General features: G+C 58.9%; 21 protein-coding genes. 12 read left to right on the forward strand and 9 right to left on the reverse strand.

Features of this window, described 5'->3' with window-relative positions; genetic code table 11:
* Window positions 1–134: 134 nt before the first annotated feature.
* Window positions 135–470: a DUF2834 domain-containing protein gene (locus JIO00_RS15205; protein ID WP_200666154.1), complete on the forward strand. Its 336-nt coding sequence runs from the start codon at window positions 135–137 to the stop codon at window positions 468–470.
* Between the two features lie 119 nt (window positions 471–589).
* On the opposite strand, the gene JIO00_RS15210 is transcribed toward JIO00_RS15205, so the two are convergent.
* On the reverse strand, window positions 590–1,513 hold the full coding sequence (locus JIO00_RS15210) for a magnesium transporter CorA family protein (protein WP_200666156.1): 924 nt from the start codon (window positions 1,511–1,513) through the stop codon (window positions 590–592).
* A 7-nt stretch (window positions 1,514–1,520) separates the two neighbouring features.
* Window positions 1,521–3,095: a RimK family protein gene (locus tag JIO00_RS15215; RefSeq protein ID WP_234452889.1), complete on the reverse strand. Its 1,575-nt coding sequence runs from the start codon at window positions 3,093–3,095 to the stop codon at window positions 1,521–1,523.
* A gap of 92 nt (window positions 3,096–3,187) precedes the next feature.
* Between JIO00_RS15215 and rimI the strand changes: the two genes are divergently transcribed.
* The gene (gene rimI, locus JIO00_RS15220) at window positions 3,188–4,285 is read left to right on the forward strand and encodes a ribosomal protein S18-alanine N-acetyltransferase (protein ID WP_010460510.1); all 1,098 of its coding nucleotides are present in this window, start codon (window positions 3,188–3,190) and stop codon (window positions 4,283–4,285) included.
* Between the two features lie 118 nt (window positions 4,286–4,403).
* Here the strand turns inward: rimI and JIO00_RS15225 are convergent, their stop codons facing one another.
* Both JIO00_RS15225 and JIO00_RS15230 read right to left on the reverse strand, forming a co-directional pair.
* On the reverse strand, window positions 4,404–5,555 hold the full coding sequence (locus JIO00_RS15225; RefSeq protein ID WP_200666158.1) for a PQQ-dependent sugar dehydrogenase: 1,152 nt from the start codon (window positions 5,553–5,555) through the stop codon (window positions 4,404–4,406).
* Window positions 5,556–5,606: 51 nt separating this feature from the next.
* The gene (locus tag JIO00_RS15230; RefSeq protein ID WP_200666160.1) at window positions 5,607–5,954 is read right to left on the reverse strand and encodes a hypothetical protein; all 348 of its coding nucleotides are present in this window, start codon (window positions 5,952–5,954) and stop codon (window positions 5,607–5,609) included.
* Window positions 5,955–6,147: 193 nt separating this feature from the next.
* Here JIO00_RS15230 and ku point away from each other — a divergent pair, with 193 nt between their 5' ends.
* A complete protein-coding gene (ku, locus tag JIO00_RS15235; RefSeq protein ID WP_010460516.1) occupies window positions 6,148–7,008 on the forward strand; it encodes a non-homologous end joining protein Ku in 861 nt (286 codons plus the stop codon).
* Between the two features lie 120 nt (window positions 7,009–7,128).
* Here the strand turns inward: ku and lpxO are convergent, their stop codons facing one another.
* Entirely contained in the window at window positions 7,129–8,028 is a 900-nt protein-coding gene (gene lpxO / locus JIO00_RS15240) for a lipid A hydroxylase LpxO (RefSeq protein WP_077747809.1), read from the reverse strand.
* A gap of 495 nt (window positions 8,029–8,523) precedes the next feature.
* On the opposite strand from lpxO, the gene JIO00_RS15245 reads away from it, so the two are divergent.
* Window positions 8,524–10,113: an ABC-F family ATPase gene (locus JIO00_RS15245; RefSeq protein ID WP_010460520.1), complete on the forward strand. Its 1,590-nt coding sequence runs from the start codon at window positions 8,524–8,526 to the stop codon at window positions 10,111–10,113.
* Window positions 10,114–10,300: 187 nt separating this feature from the next.
* Entirely contained in the window at window positions 10,301–11,488 is a 1,188-nt protein-coding gene (locus JIO00_RS15250) for an MFS transporter (protein ID WP_077747808.1), read from the forward strand.
* 125 nt (window positions 11,489–11,613) lie between these two features.
* Here JIO00_RS15250 and JIO00_RS15255 read toward each other — a convergent pair whose 3' ends face one another.
* Window positions 11,614–12,651 carry an alpha/beta hydrolase family protein gene (locus tag JIO00_RS15255; protein ID WP_010460523.1) on the reverse strand — a complete coding sequence of 346 codons (1,038 nt, stop codon included), beginning with the start codon at window positions 12,649–12,651 and terminating at the stop codon, window positions 11,614–11,616.
* Between the two features lie 168 nt (window positions 12,652–12,819).
* Window positions 12,820–13,431, reverse strand: coding sequence for an FMN-dependent NADH-azoreductase (locus JIO00_RS15260; RefSeq protein WP_077747806.1), 612 nt, complete (start codon window positions 13,429–13,431; stop codon window positions 12,820–12,822).
* A gap of 130 nt (window positions 13,432–13,561) precedes the next feature.
* On the opposite strand from JIO00_RS15260, the gene JIO00_RS15265 reads away from it, so the two are divergent.
* Window positions 13,562–14,470: a LysR substrate-binding domain-containing protein gene (locus JIO00_RS15265; protein ID WP_010460527.1), complete on the forward strand. Its 909-nt coding sequence runs from the start codon at window positions 13,562–13,564 to the stop codon at window positions 14,468–14,470.
* On the forward strand, window positions 14,467–14,826 hold the full coding sequence (locus JIO00_RS15270; protein ID WP_102593511.1) for an MmcQ/YjbR family DNA-binding protein: 360 nt from the start codon (window positions 14,467–14,469) through the stop codon (window positions 14,824–14,826). The genes JIO00_RS15265 and JIO00_RS15270 overlap by 4 nt, the downstream gene beginning before the upstream one ends.
* Here the strand turns inward: JIO00_RS15270 and JIO00_RS15275 are convergent.
* Window positions 14,823–15,254 (reverse strand): DUF1294 domain-containing protein, encoded by a 432-nt coding sequence (locus JIO00_RS15275; protein WP_077747804.1) that lies wholly within the window; start codon window positions 15,252–15,254, stop codon window positions 14,823–14,825. The two genes, JIO00_RS15270 and JIO00_RS15275, sit on opposite strands and share 4 nt — an antisense overlap.
* Entirely contained in the window at window positions 15,251–16,081 is an 831-nt protein-coding gene (locus JIO00_RS15280) for an undecaprenyl-diphosphate phosphatase (RefSeq protein WP_042932039.1), read from the reverse strand. Before JIO00_RS15280 ends, JIO00_RS15275 begins: the two co-directional genes overlap by 4 nt.
* Window positions 16,082–16,370: 289 nt before the next feature.
* Between JIO00_RS15280 and JIO00_RS15285 the strand changes: the two genes are divergently transcribed.
* The 5 genes from JIO00_RS15285 (at window position 16,371) to JIO00_RS15305 (ending at window position 20,673) form a co-directional block, all read left to right on the forward strand.
* Complete coding sequence (locus JIO00_RS15285) at window positions 16,371–18,005, forward strand: methyl-accepting chemotaxis protein (RefSeq protein WP_083376687.1); 1,635 nt, start codon at window positions 16,371–16,373, stop codon at window positions 18,003–18,005.
* A 243-nt stretch (window positions 18,006–18,248) separates the two neighbouring features.
* On the forward strand, window positions 18,249–18,812 hold the full coding sequence (gene pnuC, locus JIO00_RS15290; protein WP_200666162.1) for a nicotinamide riboside transporter PnuC: 564 nt from the start codon (window positions 18,249–18,251) through the stop codon (window positions 18,810–18,812).
* Window positions 18,809–19,333: an AAA family ATPase gene (locus tag JIO00_RS15295; protein ID WP_010460539.1), complete on the forward strand. Its 525-nt coding sequence runs from the start codon at window positions 18,809–18,811 to the stop codon at window positions 19,331–19,333. The genes pnuC and JIO00_RS15295 overlap by 4 nt, the downstream gene beginning before the upstream one ends.
* 331 nt (window positions 19,334–19,664) lie before the next feature.
* Complete coding sequence (locus JIO00_RS15300; RefSeq protein ID WP_010460541.1) at window positions 19,665–20,099, forward strand: hypothetical protein; 435 nt, start codon at window positions 19,665–19,667, stop codon at window positions 20,097–20,099.
* 1 nt (window position 20,100) lies between these two features.
* Window positions 20,101–20,673 (forward strand): adhesin, encoded by a 573-nt coding sequence (locus JIO00_RS15305; protein WP_102593514.1) that lies wholly within the window; start codon window positions 20,101–20,103, stop codon window positions 20,671–20,673.
* Window positions 20,674–20,710: the final 37 nt, after the last annotated feature.

Consider the following 20,710-nt stretch of genomic DNA (forward strand, 5'->3'; position numbering starts at 1 on the left):
ATGCTTGGCTGGCAGCGCAATACGGTGGAAGTCATGGCTGGAAATTAGCCGGGCGTTGCGGGCAAGTCAATGGTCAATTTTCCTCGGTCTCTGTAGGCTGGCGGACATCGCTCATTGTCCCAAGGAAGGAAACCATGAAGTCTGTCGCCCTGCCCCTCATTGCCTTGATCGCCTTTGCCGGCTACACCGTTTCCGTGATGCTTCAGGCGGAGCAGTCGTTGATCGACTTCGGCATCGGTTTGATGTCACGCCCGGATACTGCGCAGGTGGTGATTGATCTTTATCTGTTGGCGACACTTGCGGGCGTCTGGATGTACCAGGATGCGCGCAAGCGTGGGCAGTCGGGGTTATCGGTGATTCCGTATCTGCTGATTACGGCGGTTTTCGTGTCCGTCGGGCCGCTGTTGTACCTCGTGGTTCGGGGGCTTAAGAATCGCAGGAATTGCGGTGATGCACGCCAGCAAATTTGATCCAAAGCAGTGTTGTGTTGCGGATAGAGCCTTCGCGGGCAAGCCTCGCTCCTACATTGGAGCGTATCCCCCTGTAGGAGCGAGGCTTGCCCGCGAAGACGGCCTGACAGTCGACATCGTCATTTCGCCAACCGCCTGAGCCCAAGCACCATCGCCCCCGCCCCAATCATCATCGCCGCCAGAAACAACGGATACGACACCCACCACGGCGTGCCCCCGGTCATCATGCTGAACTCGGACATGCCGCCAATGCTCGCAATCAGGTTCAGCGGCAAAAACACCACGTTAATTAATGTCAGCTTGCGCAGCAGATTGTTCATGCTGTTGTTCATCAGGTTGCCACGGGCGTCGATCAGCCCGGAAAACACCGTGGAGTAAATTTCCGCCTGCTTATAGCACTGGTTATTTTCGATGATCAGGTCGTCGATCAGGCCGATGGCCTCGGCGCTGAAGTGTTCCTTGGCGGCATGATTGCGCAACCGCGTCAGCACTGCGCCGTTGCTGTGAATCGCGTTGATGTAATAGATCAGGCTTTCGCTGAGGTTGAACATCTGGATCAGGTGCTGGTTCTGCATCGAGGCGTTGAACTTCTGCTGCAACTCCCGGGCAACCAGCTTGATTACCTTCAGGTGGCCCAGATAGTGATGGATGTTGTTGAACAGCAGATCGAGCAGCACATCCAGCGGCGTGTTCAGCCGCTGCCGGGTGCCGAGCCCGTGCAGCGGCGCATCGTCGGTGGCGATCACCAGCAAGCGCTGCGCAGAAAACAACAGGCCACAGGACGACACTTCAAAGGCCAGGCTGCCGGCACCGGAGTAATTTTCCGGGCGCTTCCAGATCAGGAACAGGTTGTCGGGGTGGAACTCGATGCGCGACACCTCGTCAGGGTCCAGGGCCGAGGCCAACGCGTGCTCATCAAGCTTGAAATGGCTGTGCAACAGGTCCCGTTCGGCGGCATCGGGGTTGCTGAACAGCATTACCTCGGCATCCAGTCGTTCGACGGCATGCAAGGCGCCGCCGTCCAGTTGAAAGCTTTTGATCATCGGCCGATCACCAGGCCTGGCCGCGACGTTTCAGTTCCAGGCGACGGACAAACTCTTCCAGTACCAGCGAATACAAATCGTCCTGCAAGTACGCATCTTCGATGCCGGCGTCCATGTTCGGGTTATCGTTGACTTCGATCACCACCACTTTGTCGCCGGACTGCTTGAGGTCCACGCCGTAGAGGCCGTCGCCGATCAGATTGGCGGTTTTCACGGCCAGGTCCACCACGGCTCGCGGCGCTTCGTGGACCGCCAGGGTGCGGCATTCACCGTTGATGTCCTGGCCCTTGGCCTTGTGGTTATAGATTTGCCAATGGCCCTTGGACATGAAGTATTGGCAGGCGAAGATCGGTTTGCGGTTGAGCACGCCGATACGCCAATCGTATTCGGTGTAGAAGAATTCCTGGGCCAGCAACAGCACCGAGTGTTCGAACAGTTCGGCGGTCGCTTCGAGCAAGGCTTGCTGGCTTTCGACCTTGATCACGCCCCGGGAGAAACAGCCGTCGGGGATCTTCAGCACCAAGGGAAAGCCCAGGCGCTCGCCGACCCGTTCGAAATCTTCCGGTCGTTCCTTATAGAGGATTTCGGTGGCGGGCATGCCGAGTTGATGGCTCTTGAGCAGGTCGGTCAGGTAGACCTTATTGGTGCAGCGCAGGATCGACGCCGGATCGTCCATCACCACCAACCCTTCGCTTTCGGCTTTCTTCGCAAAGCGATAGGTGTGGTTGTCGACGCTGGTGGTCTCGCGGATCAGCAGCCCGTCGTATTCAGCGATGCGCGCGTAGTCCTTACGCTCGATCAACTCCACATCGATGCCCAAGGTCTTGCCGACGCGTATGAAATTATCCAGCGCCTTCGCGTTGGAGGGCGGCAAGACTTCCTGCGGGTCATGCAGGATGGCCAGGTCATAACGGGCCAGCCGCCGTGAACGCGGCACGCGCCAGATCTTGCGACTGAAACTGTCCAGAGAGTTAGCGAATTGATCTTCCTGATCTTCGCGCAACCTATGCAAGGCGCCGGACTTTATACCTTCGATGTGCCAGCCGTTAGTTCGGCGAAACTCAACTAATAATATTGGACACGGAAACACTTCAAACAACTGTCGCGCCAAATCCTGCAACGGCTCGATGTTGGTTTTGCCAAAGTACAACGTCAGGGTAAAGCCTTCGGTGTCGCTGTAAAGGTGATTGCTGAGGGCTTTTTCCAGGGGTTTGTCCAAGTCGTCCAGCGCCAGGCCATACAGAGATTTTCTGGTCAATTCGCTGATGGTCCGCACCGATGGAATGACCTTGTGCCCCCGCGCTTCGGCCAGCAACGAGCAGTAATAGCCGTGCCCCAGATACTTGTAGCTGCGGCACAGGTTGATCACCTGGACCCGCTTGCCCTGTTCGTTGTCCCGCGTCTGTTCGAGGTATTCCTGGGCGCTGACAATGTCCTCGCTGGGGAAATACGAGGCCCAGTCTTCCTTGCGTTCGACGATGATTATCAACTGACTTGAAGTTCTGCCTGCGTCATTTAAATAAGTTGCTGCCGGCAAAGTTTGCTCGGATACTTCGCGCCAATGACCTTGTACCGCTGACATAGTGATTGATCCGTTGGAGAACAAGACCTTTCCTATTAAGCACGAACTTTTTCGAAAGTCCCGTTTCGTTACGTAACTTTTACGGCGGTCATATGAACACTGTCTTTCGCTTGGCGGTAGTTGAAGACTTACCCGCGCTGCTCGAACTCGAACAGCAATGTTTCACCACGGACCGGCTCAACAGTCGCAGCTTTCTGTGGATGATCACTCGAGCGCACGGGCAGTTGTTGGTGGCTCAGCATGGCGAGCAATTGGTCGGCTATGCGGTGGTGCTGTTTCACCGAGGCACCTCGCTGGCGCGGCTTTACTCGATTGCGATCGCGACCGAGGCCCGCGGCAGCGGACTGGGCAAGCAGTTGCTCGAACGCATCGAATCCTGCGCCCTTGAACATGATTGCGCCTACTTGCGCCTTGAGGTGCGGATCGACAACCCCGCGGCGATTGCCTTGTATGAGCGCAATGGTTACCGGCGTTTCGCGCTGATCCATGATTATTACCAGGACCATGCCGATGCGCTGCGCCTGGAAAAACGCATTCTTGAGCACTGCGATTCGCGCAACATCCAGGTCCCATGGTACCGGCAGACCACCGATTTCACTTGCGGCCCGGCCTGCCTGTTAATGGCCATGGCAGCGCTGCAAGGCAATCGATGGCTGGAGCGTCGCGAAGAGCTGCAAATCTGGCGTGAGGCGACGACGGTGTTCATGACCGCAGGCCATGGCGGCTGCAGCCCTCAAGGCCTGGCACTGGCGGCATGGCGCCGTGGATTTCGGGTGCGTCTGCAACTGAGCATGGAAGGGCCGCTGTTTCTCGATGGCGTGCGCGATGAGCATAAAAAAGACGTAATGCGTCTGGTGCACGAGGAGTTCACCACGCAGCTACTCGAGACGGATGTGGAGCGAGTGATCGGCGGCCCGCTGAACCTCCCTCGGCTACTGGACGATGGCGGACAACCGCTGGTGCTGATCAGCAGCTATCGGCTGACCCGCTCCAAGGCGCCGCATTGGGTGATCGTCACCGATTGCGATGACGAATTTGTCTACCTGCACGACCCGGATGTGGACCACAGCCAACATCGCCAACCGATGGACTGCCAGCATTTGCCGGTCAGCCACGGCGAGTTCGACAAGATGTGCAGTTTTGGCCGGGGCAAGCTTCGGGCGGCGGTGATTATCTACTGCCGAAAATAGACCTGTGGCGAGGGAGCTTGCTACCGCTGGGTGCAAAGCGCCCCATTCAAGCGACTGCTCCGCAGTCGGACGGGAGCAAGCTCCCTCGCCACCAAACCCCCAGAGAGGTCGAATCGGGTTACTTCAGGCCTACCTTGTACAGCCCGCCGTCGTCCTCATCGGTCAGCACATACAAGTAGCCGTCCGGCCCCTGTCGCACATCGCGGATGCGCTTGTTGAGTTCGCCGAGCAAGCGCTCTTCGTGAACCACTTTGTCGCCATCGACCTGCAAGCGGATCAGCTCCTGGCTCACCAGCGCACCGATGAACACGTTGTGCTGCCACGCCTTGAAGCGATCAGCGTCGTAGAACGCCATGCCACTGAGGCCGGGGGATTTTTCCCAGACATGGTGCGGCGCCACGGCGCCTTCTGCGGTCTTGCCCTCGGCTTCCGGGATTGGTTGTCCGGAATAGTTGATGCCGTGGGTCGCCAGCGGCCAGCCGTAATTCTTGCCGCGTTCGATGATGTTGATTTCATCACCGCCGCGTGGGCCATGCTCGTTTTCCCAGAGCACGCCAGTCCATGGATTGAGCGCTGCGCCTTGCGGATTGCGTTGGCCATAGGACCAGATTTCCGGGCGTACGCCCGACTGCCCGACAAAGGGGTTGTCGTCCGGCACTTTGCCGTCCGGGTAGATTCGCACGACCTTGCCTTGCAGCTTGTCGAGGTCCTGAGCGGTCGGCCGATCGTTGTTTTCGCCCAAGGTGATGAACAGGTAGCCGTCGCGATCAAACACCAATCGTGAGCCGAAGTGGTTGCCGACCGACAGCTTCGGCTCCTGGCGGAAAATCACTTTGAAGTCCTTGAGGGTTTTCAGGTCCTCGGACAACTGGCCTCGCCCGACCGCCGTACCGGCCTTGTCGCCCGCACCACCGCCCTCGGCGTAAGACAGATAAACCGTCCGGTCCTGCTTGAAGTCGGGCGACAGCACCACGTCCAGCAAGCCGCCCTGCCCCTTGGCCCAGACCTTTGGCACCCCATTGATCGGTGCCGAGAGCTTGCCATCGTAATCCACCACTCGCAGGTTGCCGGGCCGTTCGGTGACCAGCATGCCCCTGCGATCGGGCAGGAGCGCCAGAGCCCACGGATGTTCCAGGCCCTTCGCAACTTGCCAGACCTCAAGGGTGCCTTGTTCGCTTTTCATCTCCCGGGGCGTTGCCGCAAGAACGGGTGCCGTGGCGGTGATCAGTATGCTGGCGCAGAAGGTGGCCAAGAGGGTTTTACGCAACATGCACGATTCCTTTTGTCGTTCGAATAGCTGGCAAGAGCGCTGTCCTGCCGTTCAACGGTTGCTTGTGCCTGCATCTCGAGGGGGCGGATTGGGAATGAATTTGGGTGGGCTGGCGGGAGCGGTATGGTTCTGGGGATAGCGATTGCCGATGCCGCCGTTATCAAGGGTCGGTGGACGGGGCACCGGGACGGTATTTGGCCCGCGAATGACCGGGGCAGCGGGTTGTGTGCCTTGCATACTATTGGGATTGGCCCGGCGGATCGGGCTGTTGTAGGGGTTGCTGGAATTGCCTGTGGGGCTCTGGGCCAGCAGCATCAACGAAGGTGGCGAGGCCTGGGCCAGCTGACTCATCAGGCCACTGAATGCCAGTACGGTGCAGGCGAGCACGAATCTGTTCATGGGAAGCCTCTGGGCGTCAGCGTGGATAGAATCTTCGATAGCACGCTACGCCCGGGGTTCGGATTTGTTAACTAAAACCTCTTTCTTAAGATGTAACACCAGTTGACGGTCCAGCAGGACCGGGCCGCAGCCCGCTGAAACTTTTGCGCCGCGCCGCGGGTCACCTGAACACATCACTCGCGAGTAGACGACCATGGCACGGGCAATCTGGAAAGGCGCAATCAGTTTCGGGCTGGTGCATATCCCTGTGGCGCTGGTGTCGGCGACGTCCTCGCAGGGGGTGGATTTCGACTGGCTCGACAGCCGTAGCATGGAGCCGGTAGGTTACAAACGCGTCAACAAGGTCACCGGCAAGGAAGTCACCAAGGAACACATCGTCAAAGGTGTGCAGTACGAAAAGGGCCGGTACGTGGTCCTCAGTGAGGAAGAAATCAAGTCGGCGCACCCGTTGTCCACGCAGACCATCGACATCTTTTCTTTTGTCGACGCCGAACAGATCCCCCTGCAAAACATCGACACGCCCTACTACCTCGCGCCGGATAAACGCGGCGGCAAGGTCTATGCGCTGTTGCGCGAAACCCTCAGCAAAACCAATAAAGTTGCCCTCGCCCATGTTGTCCTGCATACCCGTCAGCACCTGGCGGCGCTGATGCCCCTGGAATCGGCCATGGTGCTGGTCATGCTGCGTTGGCCCGCTGAAGTACGCAGCCTCGATACGCTAGAGCTGGGGCCTGAGGTGACCAAGCCCGAACTGGCCAAGGGCGAACTCGACATGGCCAAGCGTCTGGTGCAGGACATGAGCGCCGACTGGAAGCCCGAGGATTATCGCGACAGTTTTGAAGACAAGATCATGGCGCTGGTCGAGAAGAAGGCGAACGAAGGCAAGATCGAGGATGTGGAAACGGCGACGGGTGAAGAGGAACGCAAGACGGCTGATGTGATTGATTTGACTGAATTGCTTAAACGTAGTCTGGGTGGCAAGACTGCCGGCAAGGCCAAACCGGCGGCTAAACCCGCAGCGAACAAAAAAGCCACGAAGACGTCTCGTGGCTGATTGTTGTTTTCGCGTTGGCTGTCAGGCCCCCTTCGCGAGCAGGCTCACTCCTACAAGTGATCGCGGTCAACTGTAGGAGCCAGCCTGCTCGCGAAGGGTTTGCAAGCCGGCATACAACATTCAGATCAGCACAAATACCGCCAGCAACCCACCAAAAATCGCCCACTTTTCAAGGTAGTAAAGTTTGCGATTACGCTTCTTCAGCGCCTTGCCCCGCAGCCGAATCGCGTAGATTTTGGCAAACAGCCGGTTGATGCCCCCAGTCTTGTCCCCGGCATCATTCGGCGCGCCCGCCGCTGACATCACGTTACGGCTGAACCAGCCATTGAACGCCGCCGCCCAGCGATACTTCATCGGCCGCTCGACGTCGCAGAACAGAATGATGCGGTTCTGCTGGGTGGTGTTTTCGGCGTAGTGAATGAAGGTCTCGTCGAACATCACCGCTTCACCGTCGCGCCAATGGTAGTTCTCACCATCGACGTTGATGTAGCAACCGGCATCGTTCGGCGTTTCCAGGCCCAGGTGATAACGGTACGAGCCAGCGTAGGGATCGCGGTGGCGGACCAGTTTGGAACCCGGTGGCAACTCGGCGAACATTGCGGCTTTGATCGACCCGATGCTTTGCACCAACTCAGTGGTGCGCGGGCAGAGTTTCGTCGCCGAAGGATGGCTGTCGCCGTACCACTTCAGGTAGAAACGCTTCCAGCCGGTCTTGAAGAACGAGTTGAAACCGACATCGTCGTATTGGTTCGAGCGCTTGATTTCCCCGGCCCTGAGCAGGTTCTGGCCTTCGGCGCGAATTTCTTCCCAGTGCGCCTGCAACGGACTCAGGTCCGGGAAATCGGCCGGATCGAGATAAGGCTTGTTGGGGATTTTCGAGAACAGATAAAGGAAGCAATTGATCGGCGCGAGAAACGACGAGTGATCGCTCAGTTGGCGGCCCAGCTTGTGGCGCACCCGCCCACGCAGGTGGACGTAGGCAATGGATACAACGTAAATAGCGGCAATGATCAGTTTCACAGAAATCGTCACATGTCAGAAGTGAACAAACTGCGTCCCCGGCCAACCTAGCGGCCCAAGGGTCTTGTGCAGCGTCTGAATACGAAACAGCGGTCCCGGTGGCGCGTCCTTGAGCCTCTACCGAGGGGCGGCGCCTGTTGAAAAGTGGCATTTTAGTCTCATTTTGTAACCAATAGTTAACCTTCAAATGTGAAAATCTGTCCGCTGGTGCCACCAAAGCGCCCGTGCGGCCTCAACGCCCTATCGTTTAAAGAGCCAGACCAGTACAATCGCCGCCAAACATTACGCGCCCCCCTTGGTTGATGACGGGAATGAACCCCGTCTCAGCGCACTTCGACTCGGGCCAAGCGCTCCAACTGCTGCTGTCCACTTATTGCCAGATGGACCTTCCGCTTCTGACCGGGATGCATTTCCCGTGGTTTGAAAAACGGAAACGGGTACTGAATCGGTACTGCCGCAACCCTAGCTACTCTGAATGCTTCGCAGGAAAAACCTTTGATCTCTACAGCTAACATCACGATGCAGTTCGGCGCCAAGCCGCTATTCGAAAACGTTTCGGTCAAGTTCGGCGCGGGCAACCGCTACGGCCTGATCGGCGCCAACGGTTGCGGCAAGTCGACCTTCATGAAAATCCTCGGCGGCGACCTCGAGCCGTCCGGCGGCCAGGTCATGCTTGAGCCGAACGTGCGTCTGGGTAAATTGCGCCAGGACCAGTTCGCCTACGAAGAATTCACCGTCATCGACACCGTGATCATGGGTCACGAAGAGCTGTGGAAGGTTAAAGCCGAGCGCGACCGCATCTACTCGCTGCCGGAAATGACCGAAGAAGACGGCATGGCCGTGGCCGAGCTGGAAACCGAGTTCGCCGAAATGGACGGCTACACCGCCGAATCCCGTGCCGGTGAATTGCTGTTGGGCCTGGGTATCGGCATCGAGCAGCACTTCGGCCCGATGAGCGAAGTGTCCCCGGGCTGGAAACTGCGCGTATTGCTGGCTCAGGCGCTGTTCTCCGATCCTGAAGTACTGTTGCTCGACGAACCGACCAACCACCTGGACATCAACACCATCCGCTGGCTGGAAAACATTCTGACCCAGCGCTCCAGCCTGATGATCATCATCTCTCACGACCGTCACTTCCTGAACAGCGTGTGCACCCACATGGCTGACCTGGATTACGGCGAGCTGCGCCTGTTCCCGGGCAACTACGACGAGTACATGACCGTGGCGACCCAGTCCCGCGAGCAACTGCTGTCGGACAACGCCAAGAAGAAGGCACAGATTTCCGAGCTGCAATCGTTCGTCAGCCGCTTCTCGGCCAACGCCTCGAAAGCCAAGCAGGCCACTTCCCGCGCCAAGGCGATCGACAAGATCCAGTTGGCCGAAGTCAAGCCTTCGAGCCGTGTGAGCCCGTTCATCCGTTTCGAACAAACCAAGAAACTGCACCGTCAGGCTGTCATTGTCGAGCGCATGGCCAAAGGCTTCGACGGCAAGCCGCTGTTCAAGGACTTCAGCTTCCAGGTTGAAGCGGGCGAACGCGTCGCGATCATCGGCCCGAACGGTATTGGTAAAACCACCCTGCTGCGCACCCTGGTCAACGAACTGACCCCGGATGCCGGCACCGTGAAGTGGACCGACGCCGCAGAACTGGGCTACTACGCCCAGGACCACGCGCACGACTTCGAAGACGACTGCAACCTGTTCGACTGGATGGGCCAGTGGACCCAGGGCGGCGAGCAAATCGTTCGCGGCACCCTCGGCCGCATGTTGTTCTCCAACGACGAAATCCTCAAGTCGGTCAAGGTTATCTCCGGTGGTGAGCAAGGTCGCATGCTGTTCGGCAAGCTGATCCTGCAAAAGCCGAACGTGCTGATCATGGACGAACCGACCAACCACTTGGACATGGAATCGATCGAAGCGCTGAACCTGGCGCTGGAAAACTACCCGGGCACGCTGATCTTCGTCAGCCACGACCGTGAGTTCGTATCGTCGCTGGCCACCCGCATCATCGAGCTAAGCCCAAGCGGCGTGATCGACTTCAGCGGTACTTATGATGACTACCTGCGTAGCCAGGGCGTTGTGTTTTAAGAGCAGCTATTAGTTTCAAGCTGCAAGCGGCAAGTAAAAGCCCTGTCCTGGTGATGGGGCTTTTTGCATTCGAGGCTGAATGGATTTGGGTGCCCTCAACCACAACGAATATAGTTAGCCTGCTTCCTTTTATACCCCACCCAAGCCATGATGCAGTTCTCCCACCGCCGCCCGCGAACGAGCCGTCATGTCTGTGCAGCAACTGCCACCGCAAAGCTCCATGGCGATCACCCTGCAGATCGTCTCCATCGTTTTCTATACCTTTATTGCCTTCCTCTGCATCGGCCTGCCTATTGCGGTGTTACCGGGCTATGTCCATGAGCAGTTGGGTTTCAGCGCGATCGTCGCGGGACTGACCATTGGCTCTCAATACCTGGCCACCCTGCTCAGCCGCCCGATGGCCGGGCGCATGTCAGACACCATTGGCACCAAACGGGCGATTGTCTACGGCCTGTCTGGGATCGTGTTGAGCGGCGTGTTGACGTTGATTTCAACCTTGCTGCAAAGCTTTCCACTGCTGAGCCTGTTGATCCTGATCGCCGGACGCTTGTTGCTCGGCATCGCCCAGGGCTTGATTGGTGTGGGCACGATCAGCTGGTGCATGGGCCAGGTCGGCGCGGAGCACACCGCGCGCTCGATTTCGTGGAACGGCATTGCGTCTTACGGCGCCATTGCGATCGGGGCGCCGCTGGGCGTGGTGATGGTCGCCGAGTACGGCTTCGCCAGCCTGGGGATCGCGTTGTCATTGCTGGCCCTGGCCGCCTTGTTGCTGATCCGCAATAAACCCTCGGTGCCGGTGATTCGTGGCGAACGCCTGCCCTTCTGGGCGGTGTTCGGGCGTATTGCGCCCTTCGGTGCCAGCCTGAGCCTGGCCTCTATCGGTTACGGCACCCTGACGACCTTTATCACCTTGTATTACGTCAGCCGTGGCTGGACCGGCGCGGCCTGGTGCCTGACGGTCTTCGGGATCTGCTTTATTTTGTCGCGCTTGCTGTTTATCTCCGCGATCAGCCGCTTCGGCGGTTTCACCTCGGCGATTGTGTGCATGAGCATTGAAACCGTGGGCCTGGTGCTGTTGTGGCTAGCGCCTTCGACCGCTTATGCGCTGATCGGCGCGGGCCTGGCCGGGTTCGGTCTTTCGCTGGTGTACCCGGCGCTGGGGGTGGAAGCAATTAAGCAAGTGCCCAACTCCAGTCGCGGCGCGGGTTTGAGTGCTTATGCGGTGTTTTTCGACCTGGCACTGGCGATTGCCGGGCCGTTGATGGGCGCGGTGGCGTTGAATCTTGGGTATTCGTGGATTTTCTTCAGTGCGGCGATGTTGTCTGTCACCGGGCTCGGCTTGACCTTGTTACTCAAACGCCGCGCAACAAGCTGACGCCACTGTGGGAGCTAGCCTGCTGGCGATGGCGGTAGAACATTCAATACATCAGTCGCCTGACAGATCGCTATCATCGGAACGCCGCCCGGAGCCAGCTCACTCCCACAGGGGTGGTGGGGAAATTACTGATCCGCAGTCTGCATCCCGGCCCGGGTAGGCTTGCCCAGCGCGTGCGAGAAGAACCGCCCGGCTTCGGACACCATGTTGCGATGGATGTCCTCGCGGTCAACACCATCGGCATCGGTGCACAGCGCCGGCATGGCGGCGATCTGCTCTTCGTTGCACGGTGCCATGAACACGAAGTGCCCTGCCCCGGCCAGCAATTTGAAGTCTGGTGCAATCGGCAGTTTGCGCGCCAGGGCGGCGGCATTTTTGTCGAACGCCACCAGTTTGTCGCCATCACCGCTGTAGAGCAGCACTGGCACATGTACGTCAGCCAAGGTGTGGCGGCCGAATTTCAGACTCAGCGGCGCCATCAGCAGCAAGGCATGCACCCGTGGATCCGCCACAGGCTGCAAATCATCCCGGTCGACAATCAGCTCGCCCTGGGTGTTGCAGGCATCGTGGTCGTCCGGGCGTTCCTGGCAGTAGCGGCGCAGACGATCCAGGTCAGGCGTGGCGCCGGAGAGGATCAGCGCCGTTTCGCCGCCCGCCGAGTAACCGATCACGCCGACCTGATCGGCATTGACGAAAGGCGCGAGCATACGGTCGCCCAGGGTCGCGGTAATGGCTTCGGAAATCTGGATGGGCCGGCCGTAAAGGTTACTCAACGTACCGAGGCGGCTGTGGTCTTTGGAGTTGTCACCGGGATGGATCACCGCCACCACCACAAACCCTTTGCGTGCCAGCGAGGTGGCGAGGTCGTGCAGCGCCAGCGGGGTACCGGTGTTGCCGTGGGACAGCATCAGCATCGGGAAACGGCCCATGGCGACGCGGGTGTCTTCCCCTGCCTCGACCGTGTAACCCTCGATTTTGCTGGTGTGTTCCCGGTCGCTCGAGGGATAGAACGCGATGGCGCGCATCGGCTGCAAGTCCAGAGGATCGAGAAAACTCATCTCATGGAAGCCGACGCTCCAGTGAGGGTGCGGCGCAGGCGCGGCGTGCACTGAATTCAGGCTGCTGAGCAGGCAAATCAGAAACGTTGCACAAAGACGCACCATGGGATGCCCCACCTTGTTACTGGACCGGAGTCGGTAACCCTCGACTGCATAACCCGGGCCACAACCTGTAATGACCAGAAACAAAAAACCCTGCATCTGGCACTTGCGTGATCAGAATACAGAGTTTTTTGGGTGGTGCCTGAGCTGTTTGAGCGCTTTACGCAAGCCTTACGCGGCGGCGAACAATTGCTCGCTGATTTGCGTGTGGGCATCGCTCATGGCTTTGGTGCGCACTTCGTCACCGTAGGCCAGGCCATGGGCACGAACAAACTCAATGTCGGTGATGCCGATGAAGCCGAACAGCACCTTCAAGTACTCTTCGTGCGCAACGCCAGTCGCCTGACCGGCATGCAGACCGCCGGACGTCGAGACGATCACGACTTTCTTGCCACCGCACAGGCCTTCAGGGCCCGCTTCGGTGTAGCGGAAGGTCTGGCCGGCAACGGCAATGCGGTCGATCCAGGCCTTGAGTTGGGTCGGGATGGTGAAGTTGTACATCGGCGCTGCGATGACAACGGCGTCGGCCGCGAGGAATTCGGCCAGGGTGGTGGCGCTGAGTTCGGCTTCGTGCTGTTGCGCGGCGTTGCGCAGTTCAGCGGTGGTGCCGGCGGCAACCAGGGTGGTGGCGGAGAAATGGCTGATGGCATCGGCGGCCAGGTCGCGGTAGGTCACCACCGCGGTTGGCTCGGCGGCTTGCCAGGCTTTGACGACTTCGCTGCTCAGCAGACGGGAAGCCGAGTTGTCACCAAGAATGCTCGAATCGATATGCAGCAGTTTCATAAGGGATCTCCAGGTGAGGATCGCCACCGGGCGATCTGATGGGGAGGATCCTACAGATGAAACCAATAGCTGATTAGTCCGCAACAATGCGATAGTTCGTCCCACTGATAGAACAATCGGATTTCCAATCATGCAAGACCTCAACGACCTTTACTATTTCGCCAAAGTGGTCGAAGCCGGTGGCTTCGCCGCAGCCGGGCGTTTGCTGGGGATTCCCAAGTCCCGATTGTCGCGACGCATTGCCGAGCTGGAAGAACGCCTCGGCGCGCGCCTGCTGCAACGCACCACCCGGCAACTCAAGCTGACGGCGGTAGGCGAACGTTACCTGCGGCACTGTCAGGCGATGCTGCTGGAAGCCGAGATGGCCGATGAAGCCGTGGCGAGTATGTCCAGCGAACCTCGCGGACGCTTGCGGGTGTCCTGCCCCGTCGGGCTGGCCCACGAAATGCTGCCGACGGTGATCAGCCGCTTCCTCGAAAAACACCCTCAGGTGCAACTGGAAGTCATGTTGCTCAATCGCCGGGTCGACTTGGTCACCGAAGGCGTCGATGTCGCGCTGCGGGTCCGTGAGTTGGGCGATGAAGATCCGTTGCTGGTGACCCGTCGCTTGCGCCAGGCACAGATGGCGATGGTCGCCAGCCCGGCCTTCCTGCACGGACGTGAGATCAACCACCCCGAAGACCTGAAATCCTTGCCGGTGCTTGGTGCGCTGGAAGCCGACCGTCTGGTGCACATTCGCATGCTCGATCAGCAGGGCAAAAGCTACGATTTGAGCCTGGAAGCGCGATTGGGCATTGACGATTTCATCGTGCGCAAGGCCTGCACGCTCGCCGGCCAGGGGTTCACCATGCTGCCGATGATGTATTGCGAACAGGAGCTGGAAAATGGTTCGCTGGTGCAGTTGCTGCCCGACTGGTCATTGCCTGGCGGCTGGCTGCAAGCGGTCTACCCTCATCGGCGCGGGGTGATGCCGGCCGTGCGGGCCTGGATCGACCATTTGATCGAATCATTCAATGCCTGTGGGGACCGATTGATATGAAGGCTGGACGCATGAGCGAAGAGGACGTCGCGCAATTCTGTCTCGCGCTACCCGGTGCGCGGGAAGACTACAAGTGGGGAGGCGTTCGGGTGTTTTCGATTGCCGGGAACAAGATGTTCGCCTTGCAGAACCTGCGCGGCGATTCCCTGGCGTTCAAGGTCGACAAGGATCTGTTCCTCGGGCATTGCGACCGCCCGGGGATTCACCCGGCGCCGTACCTGGCGCGGGCCCAGTGGATCATCATGCAAACGCCCTACCCGCTGGGATCCGAGGAGCTTCAGGCGTTGTTGAAACGTTCCCATCAACTGGTGGTGAGCAAGCTGCCCAAGCGCACCCAGGTCAGCCTGTTGCTTTAAAGCAGTGCAAACAGGTGAGCGCCGAGGAATAGCTGGTCGATCCAGAACACCTGATGCATCAGCACAATGAGCCAGAACACCAGCTGGAACGAGACCTTGCGAGTCTTGTGCCGAAACACTTGCTGGGCCAGCAAGGCACCCGGCCATCCGCCCGCCAGCTCCACCGCGTGCAACACGTTTTCCGGTGTCCGCCAGCTGTCGGCGCGAGCCTTGCGCTTGTCGCTCCAGTACAGGAAGAACGCCAGCACGCTGACGATGCCGTAAGCCGCCAGCGGAATCAGCGACACCCCATGCAGCCACAACGACATTGAACCCGTCAGTGGCAGCGCGCACAGGATCGCCAACACCAGCAATTTCAGCCGAGGGTGCTGGACCCGCTCGCCCCCGGACCTGCGTCCGGGATTGTTGCGCGCGCTGGAGTCATTCATGGGCGTGCGGCGGCCCAATCGACCCAGCCGAATTGCCAGGTGGCCAGGATGAACAGGCCGAACGCAATGCGATACCAGGCAAATGCCGCGTAGCTGTGGCTGCCGATGAACACCAGCAAGCCTCTGACGGCAATCATCGCGAAGATGAACGCCGTGACGAAGCCGATCGCAAACACCGGAAGATCAGCCGGTACGAACAGGTCGCGGTATTTGTAGCCCGAATACACCGCCGCACCGACCATGGTCGGCATCGCCAGAAAGAACGAGAACTCGGTGGCCGTCTTGCGCGACAACCCGAACAGCAAGCCGCCGATGATGGTCGAGCCGGAACGCGAGGTCCCGGGAATCATGGCCAGGCACTGGGCGAAACCGACTTTCAAGGCATCTTTCCAGGTGATTTCGTCGACAGTGTGGGCATGCACTTCATGCTGACGCTGCTCCGCCCACAACATCACGATCCCGCCCACGACCAAGGCCGTGGCCACGGTGATCGGGTTGAACAGGTATTCGTGGATGAGATCGGCAAAAATCACCCCCAATACCACCGCAGGCAGGAAAGCGATCAACAGGTTGGCGGTAAAACGCCGCGCATTGGGTTGTGTCGGCAAGCCGACGACCACGTCGAAGATCTTTCGGCGAAATTCCCACACCACCGCCAGGATCGCCCCGAGCTGGATAATGATGTTGAAAGCCATCGCGCGTTCGCCACCGAAGTTGAGCAAGTCCGCGACTATGATTTGGTGACCGGTACTGGAAATGGGCAAAAATTCCGTCAGCCCTTCTACAACCCCTAAAATCAATGCCTGCAAGGCGGTCCAAAGTTCCATCAATCCCCCAAAGGCGATGCGCCAAGGCATGCCCCATTAGTGTTTTAAGCGTTCACCGCGCCAAGCGTAGCTGAAGTCCCGCGCGCAAAGGATCCAGACGGAGCCGTAAAAACTCCGTGAAAAATCAACTTGGATTCAGGTTTTTCCGCGCGGGGCCGAAATCCTATCAGACAAGCCCCGATAACGCTGCCGCGTAATGAGACTTGGGTCGTATAGGCCCGACCGGCAAAGCGTGGTTGGATGCTGGCAATCGTTAATTACAAGAAAAAGAAATCGGAGTGACAGCGTTATGAACAGCTTGCGCAGTGTGTCGATCAGCCGACGCTTGTGGCTCATCTTGATTGTGTCGGTATTGATGTTGTTGACGTTGGGCGTGTTGATGCTCAAGCAGATCCATACCGATCTATACCAGGCAAAAGCCCAGAAAACCCAGCACGTAGTGCAGACCGCCAGCGGCATTCTGACTTACTACCACGGCCTGGAAACCGCCGGCACGCTCACCCGCGATGCCGCGCAGAAGCAGGCACTGACCGCCGTGCGCGGGCTGCGTTATGACCAAAACGACTATTTCTGGATCAACGACCTGACGCCGGTGATGGTGATGCACCCGGCCAACCCCAAACTCGATGGGCAAAACCTCTCGGCGATCCGCGACCCGGACGGTTTTGCGCTGTTCAACGAAATGGTGGCCGTCGCCAAGGCCAAAGGCGCCGGTACGGTCAACTACCGCTGGCCTAAGCCGGGCGCCAGCGACCCGGTCGGGAAAACCTCCTACGTCAAATTGTTCGAGCCTTGGGGCTGGGTGATCGGTTCGGGCGTGTACATCGATGACATGCAGGCCGAGTTCTACGGCCAGGTCTGGAAGGCTTCGTTCGTCGGCCTGGTGATTGCGCTGATCATGGCGTTGCTGGTGATCATGATCGCTCGCAGCATCGTGCGACCGCTTCAGGACACGGTGAACGCCATGGCCAACATCGCCAGCGGCGAAAGCGACCTGACCCGCAGCCTCGACACCCATGGCCAGGATGAAGTCACGCAACTGGCCCGGCACTTCAATGCCTTCACTGCCAAACTGCGAGGGGTGATCAGCGAGCTGCAAGTGTCCGCGAGCGCCCTGGGCCAGTCGTCCAGTGAACTGGGCAATGACGCCGCCCAGGCCCAGCAACGCAGTCAGCAACAGTCCCAGCAGATGGAGCTGGTGGCGACCGCGATCAACGAAGTGACTTACGGTGTGCAGGACGTGGCCAAGAATGCCGAGCATGCGGCCAGCGAAATGCGCGATGCCGAATCCCAGGCGCAGCAGGGGCAGATCAATATTGATGGCAGCTTGCAGCAGATCGACAAACTGTCCGGCACCATCGATCAAGCCGTGGAAGTGATTCGCACACTGGCCGCTGAAAGCACCCAGATTGGCAGTGTCCTGGAGGTGATCCGCTCCATCGCCGAGCAAACCAACCTGCTGGCACTCAACGCCGCCATCGAGGCTGCCCGCGCCGGTGAACAAGGCCGTGGCTTTGCGGTGGTGGCCGATGAAGTGCGCCTGTTGGCCCAGCGTACCCAGAAGTCCACGGCGGAGATCCAGTCGATGATCGAGCGCCTGCAGACTCACTCCGAAGCGGCGGTGAAAGTGATCGGCGACAGCAGTCGAGCCTCGCAACTGACCATCGAACAGGCCGGTCTGGCCGGCGCCAGCCTCAATGCCATCGGTCAGGCGCTGCGCAACCTCAACGGGCTGAACGCATCAATCGCCAGTGCAACCCTGCAGCAAGCCCATGTGGTGGAAGACATCAATCAGAACGTCACCCAGGCGGCAGGCTTGTCCCACAGCACTGCGCTGGCGGCCGAGCAATCGAGTGTGGCCAGCGTTCGGCTCAAGGACTTGAGCGAGCAGGTTAACAGCCTGCTCAAACAGTTCCGCGTGTAAAAGCAGACACAGAACCCTGTGGCGAGGGGGCTTGCTCCCGCTGGGCCGCGAAGCGGCCCTGAATAGGCAATCCCGTTTTTTCAGGTAAACCGCGATAGCGCCTTTGCGACTGCTTCGCAGCCGAGCGGGAGCAAGCTCCCTCGCCACAAGTGTGCGTCAGACGCCAGTTTCGGGTTGCTAACGCATTTGCCTTCTCTCTGGGTACAATCCGCCCCCCTCTTTCGTTTTCACCAAGGAACCCCCATGTCCGGCCTTGAACTGTTTGCCGCCACCCTCGGCGTGATCGCCGTCTGGTTGACGGTCAAACAGAACCCCTGGTGCTGGCCGATCGGCCTGGTCATGGTGCTGCTTTATAGCTGGATCTTTTTTGAAGTGAAGCTGTATTCGGACATGCTCCTGCAAGTGATCTACGCCGCGCTGCAGCTCTACGGCTGGTGGCAATGGACCCGCGCGGGCGAAGCCAATAGCGGCCGGCAGGTCAGTCGGCTTGAGAGCAAATCGATCGCTGCGGGCCTTGCGGCCGGTGCCATCGGCAGTCTGCTGCTGGGCGCCGCCATGGCGCACTGGACAGATGCCGCGCAGCCCTGGCTTGATGCTGCGCTGACCGGTTTCAGCCTTGTGGCGCAGTTATGGATGGCGCAAAAACGCGTGCAATGCTGGCCGTTGTGGATCGCCGTCGATGTGATTTTCGTCGGGCTGTTCCTTTATAAAGGCATGTACCTGACTGCTGCCCTCTATGCGTTGTTCCTGTTGCTTGCCGTACAAGGCTGGCGTGAATGGCGCGCCGACCCGGCTCTGCGCGCATGAAAGTGCTGGTGCTCGCGGGCCCTGAATCCAGCGGTAAAAGCTGGCTTTCGGGCGAGATTCACGCCAATTTTGGCGGCATATTAGTCAATGAGTACGTTCGACACTTTATCGACAGCGAAGCCCGTGAAACCCGCTACGATGACATTACATCGATAGCTCATGGCCAGCTTTCGTGGGAGGACGAAGCACGCGCCAGGCAACCGTCACTGCTGATCCTCGATACGCACCTCTTAAGCAATATCCTTTGGAGTCGCACGTTGTTTAGCGATTGCCCGGCATGGATCGAGCAAGCCTTGCTGGCCCGGCACTATGACCTGCATTTGCTGCTGAGCCCTGAAACCGTGGCTTGGCATGACGACGGGCAGCGTTGCCAGCCGCAACTGGCAGAACGCCAGGCGTTTTTTCAGGCCAGCCGTGCATGGCTTGACCTGCACCGCCAACCTTGTCAGGTGCTGCAAGGTGACTGGCAACAGCGCAAGGACGCCGCATTCGAGGCTGTGACACGTTTGCTCAAGGCCTGACCGGAGTGCCCCGCCCCGCTGCAACTGTCCATTCCTGAAACACCCAATCCCACGCAAACCCCCGAACTAAAGCGGCCCGAGCGTTCCTGCAAGAAAATGTTAAGCCACTGATACAGCCTGCGTTCAACGCCCCCAGCGTGCACCGCCGCCCGTGTGGATGTCGTTTTTGCGTAGCTCTGTCTCAGTGGCGTTACACAATTTTTTTGACCACCCCGACAATTTAATCCAACCACTTGTTTTTAAACGAATAACCGAAAGCGGCACACCTTCTGCTCTCTACCTCGCAACGCTGATAAGGGCCAGCGTTCCATTTACAGAAGGAATTGCCGCCGTGGGGAAATTTGATAGAAGCATCTTTAGCCTGCTGATCGGATGCGCACTGGGCTCAACAGTCTGCCTGCCCGTGCAGGCTGACAACGGCATCATAACTATCAAACGTGATGTGCAGACCCGCAACGCAACCATCCCGCCGCTCATCCCCGACCCTAACCCCACGACCGTCAATGCCAACCCGTCCAGACAAATTCTCCAGCAAACGAACGAGTTGAGCGACGGCGATTTTGCCAACGTTGCCAGTGGTGCAGGCATCAACCGCCTGGTCACTCAAAACACTAACAACCTGGGCGGCAACATCAGCAACCAAACCCAACTGTCCAACCTCCCTGCCGGACGTTCGGGAAATTCAGGCAATGGCATTGCCAACATGGTCAATTCCAACATCCAGCAAGGCCTGGGTGCTCTGAAAATCATAACGGGAGACCGTTAAGATGAATCGTTCGCTGCTGATGATCGCCATGTTTTGCAGTGCATCGACCTTTGCCCAACCTCCCGTCATCAATAACGCCGACATCGACGGCTCGGGTATGCAGTACCAAGGCAACCTCACGGTCAACCAGGCGGCGGGCGATCTTCAGCAACAGGCCAACGCCAGGGCCATCGCTATTGGTACCAATGCCAGTGCGACCACGCAGATTCGCCAGCGTTTGCGCACCGTTGTCGACCCCAGAATTGATGCCCAGTCCAACATCCAGGGTGACTCCTTCAGTCACGGCAACGGCGTACTGGGTGTCAACCAGAGCGCGGGCGCCAGTAACCAGCAAGCCAACGCACTGCGGATAAGCATTAGTAAACAGCCGCAAAGCATCGACGACAGCGTCCTCATGCAACAGAACGTGGCGCTGCTCAACAACTCCGATCCAACTGACTCTGCACCAGGCCATCGCCAGGTCACTACCAGTGACCAGGCATTCACCGGTAGCCGTGGGGTGATCCAGTTGAATCAGAGCGCCGGGGTGGGAAACCGAATGGCCAATACCCTGAGCGTAAGGGTCGTGGATTGACCCGAAAAGGTAAGAAACAACACTTAACCTAAAATAA

Origin of the sequence: Pseudomonas sp. SW-3 (assembly GCF_016615645.1) — a bacterium.
In the GTDB taxonomy this organism is placed as follows: Bacteria; Pseudomonadota; Gammaproteobacteria; order Pseudomonadales; family Pseudomonadaceae; genus Aquipseudomonas; species Aquipseudomonas mandelii.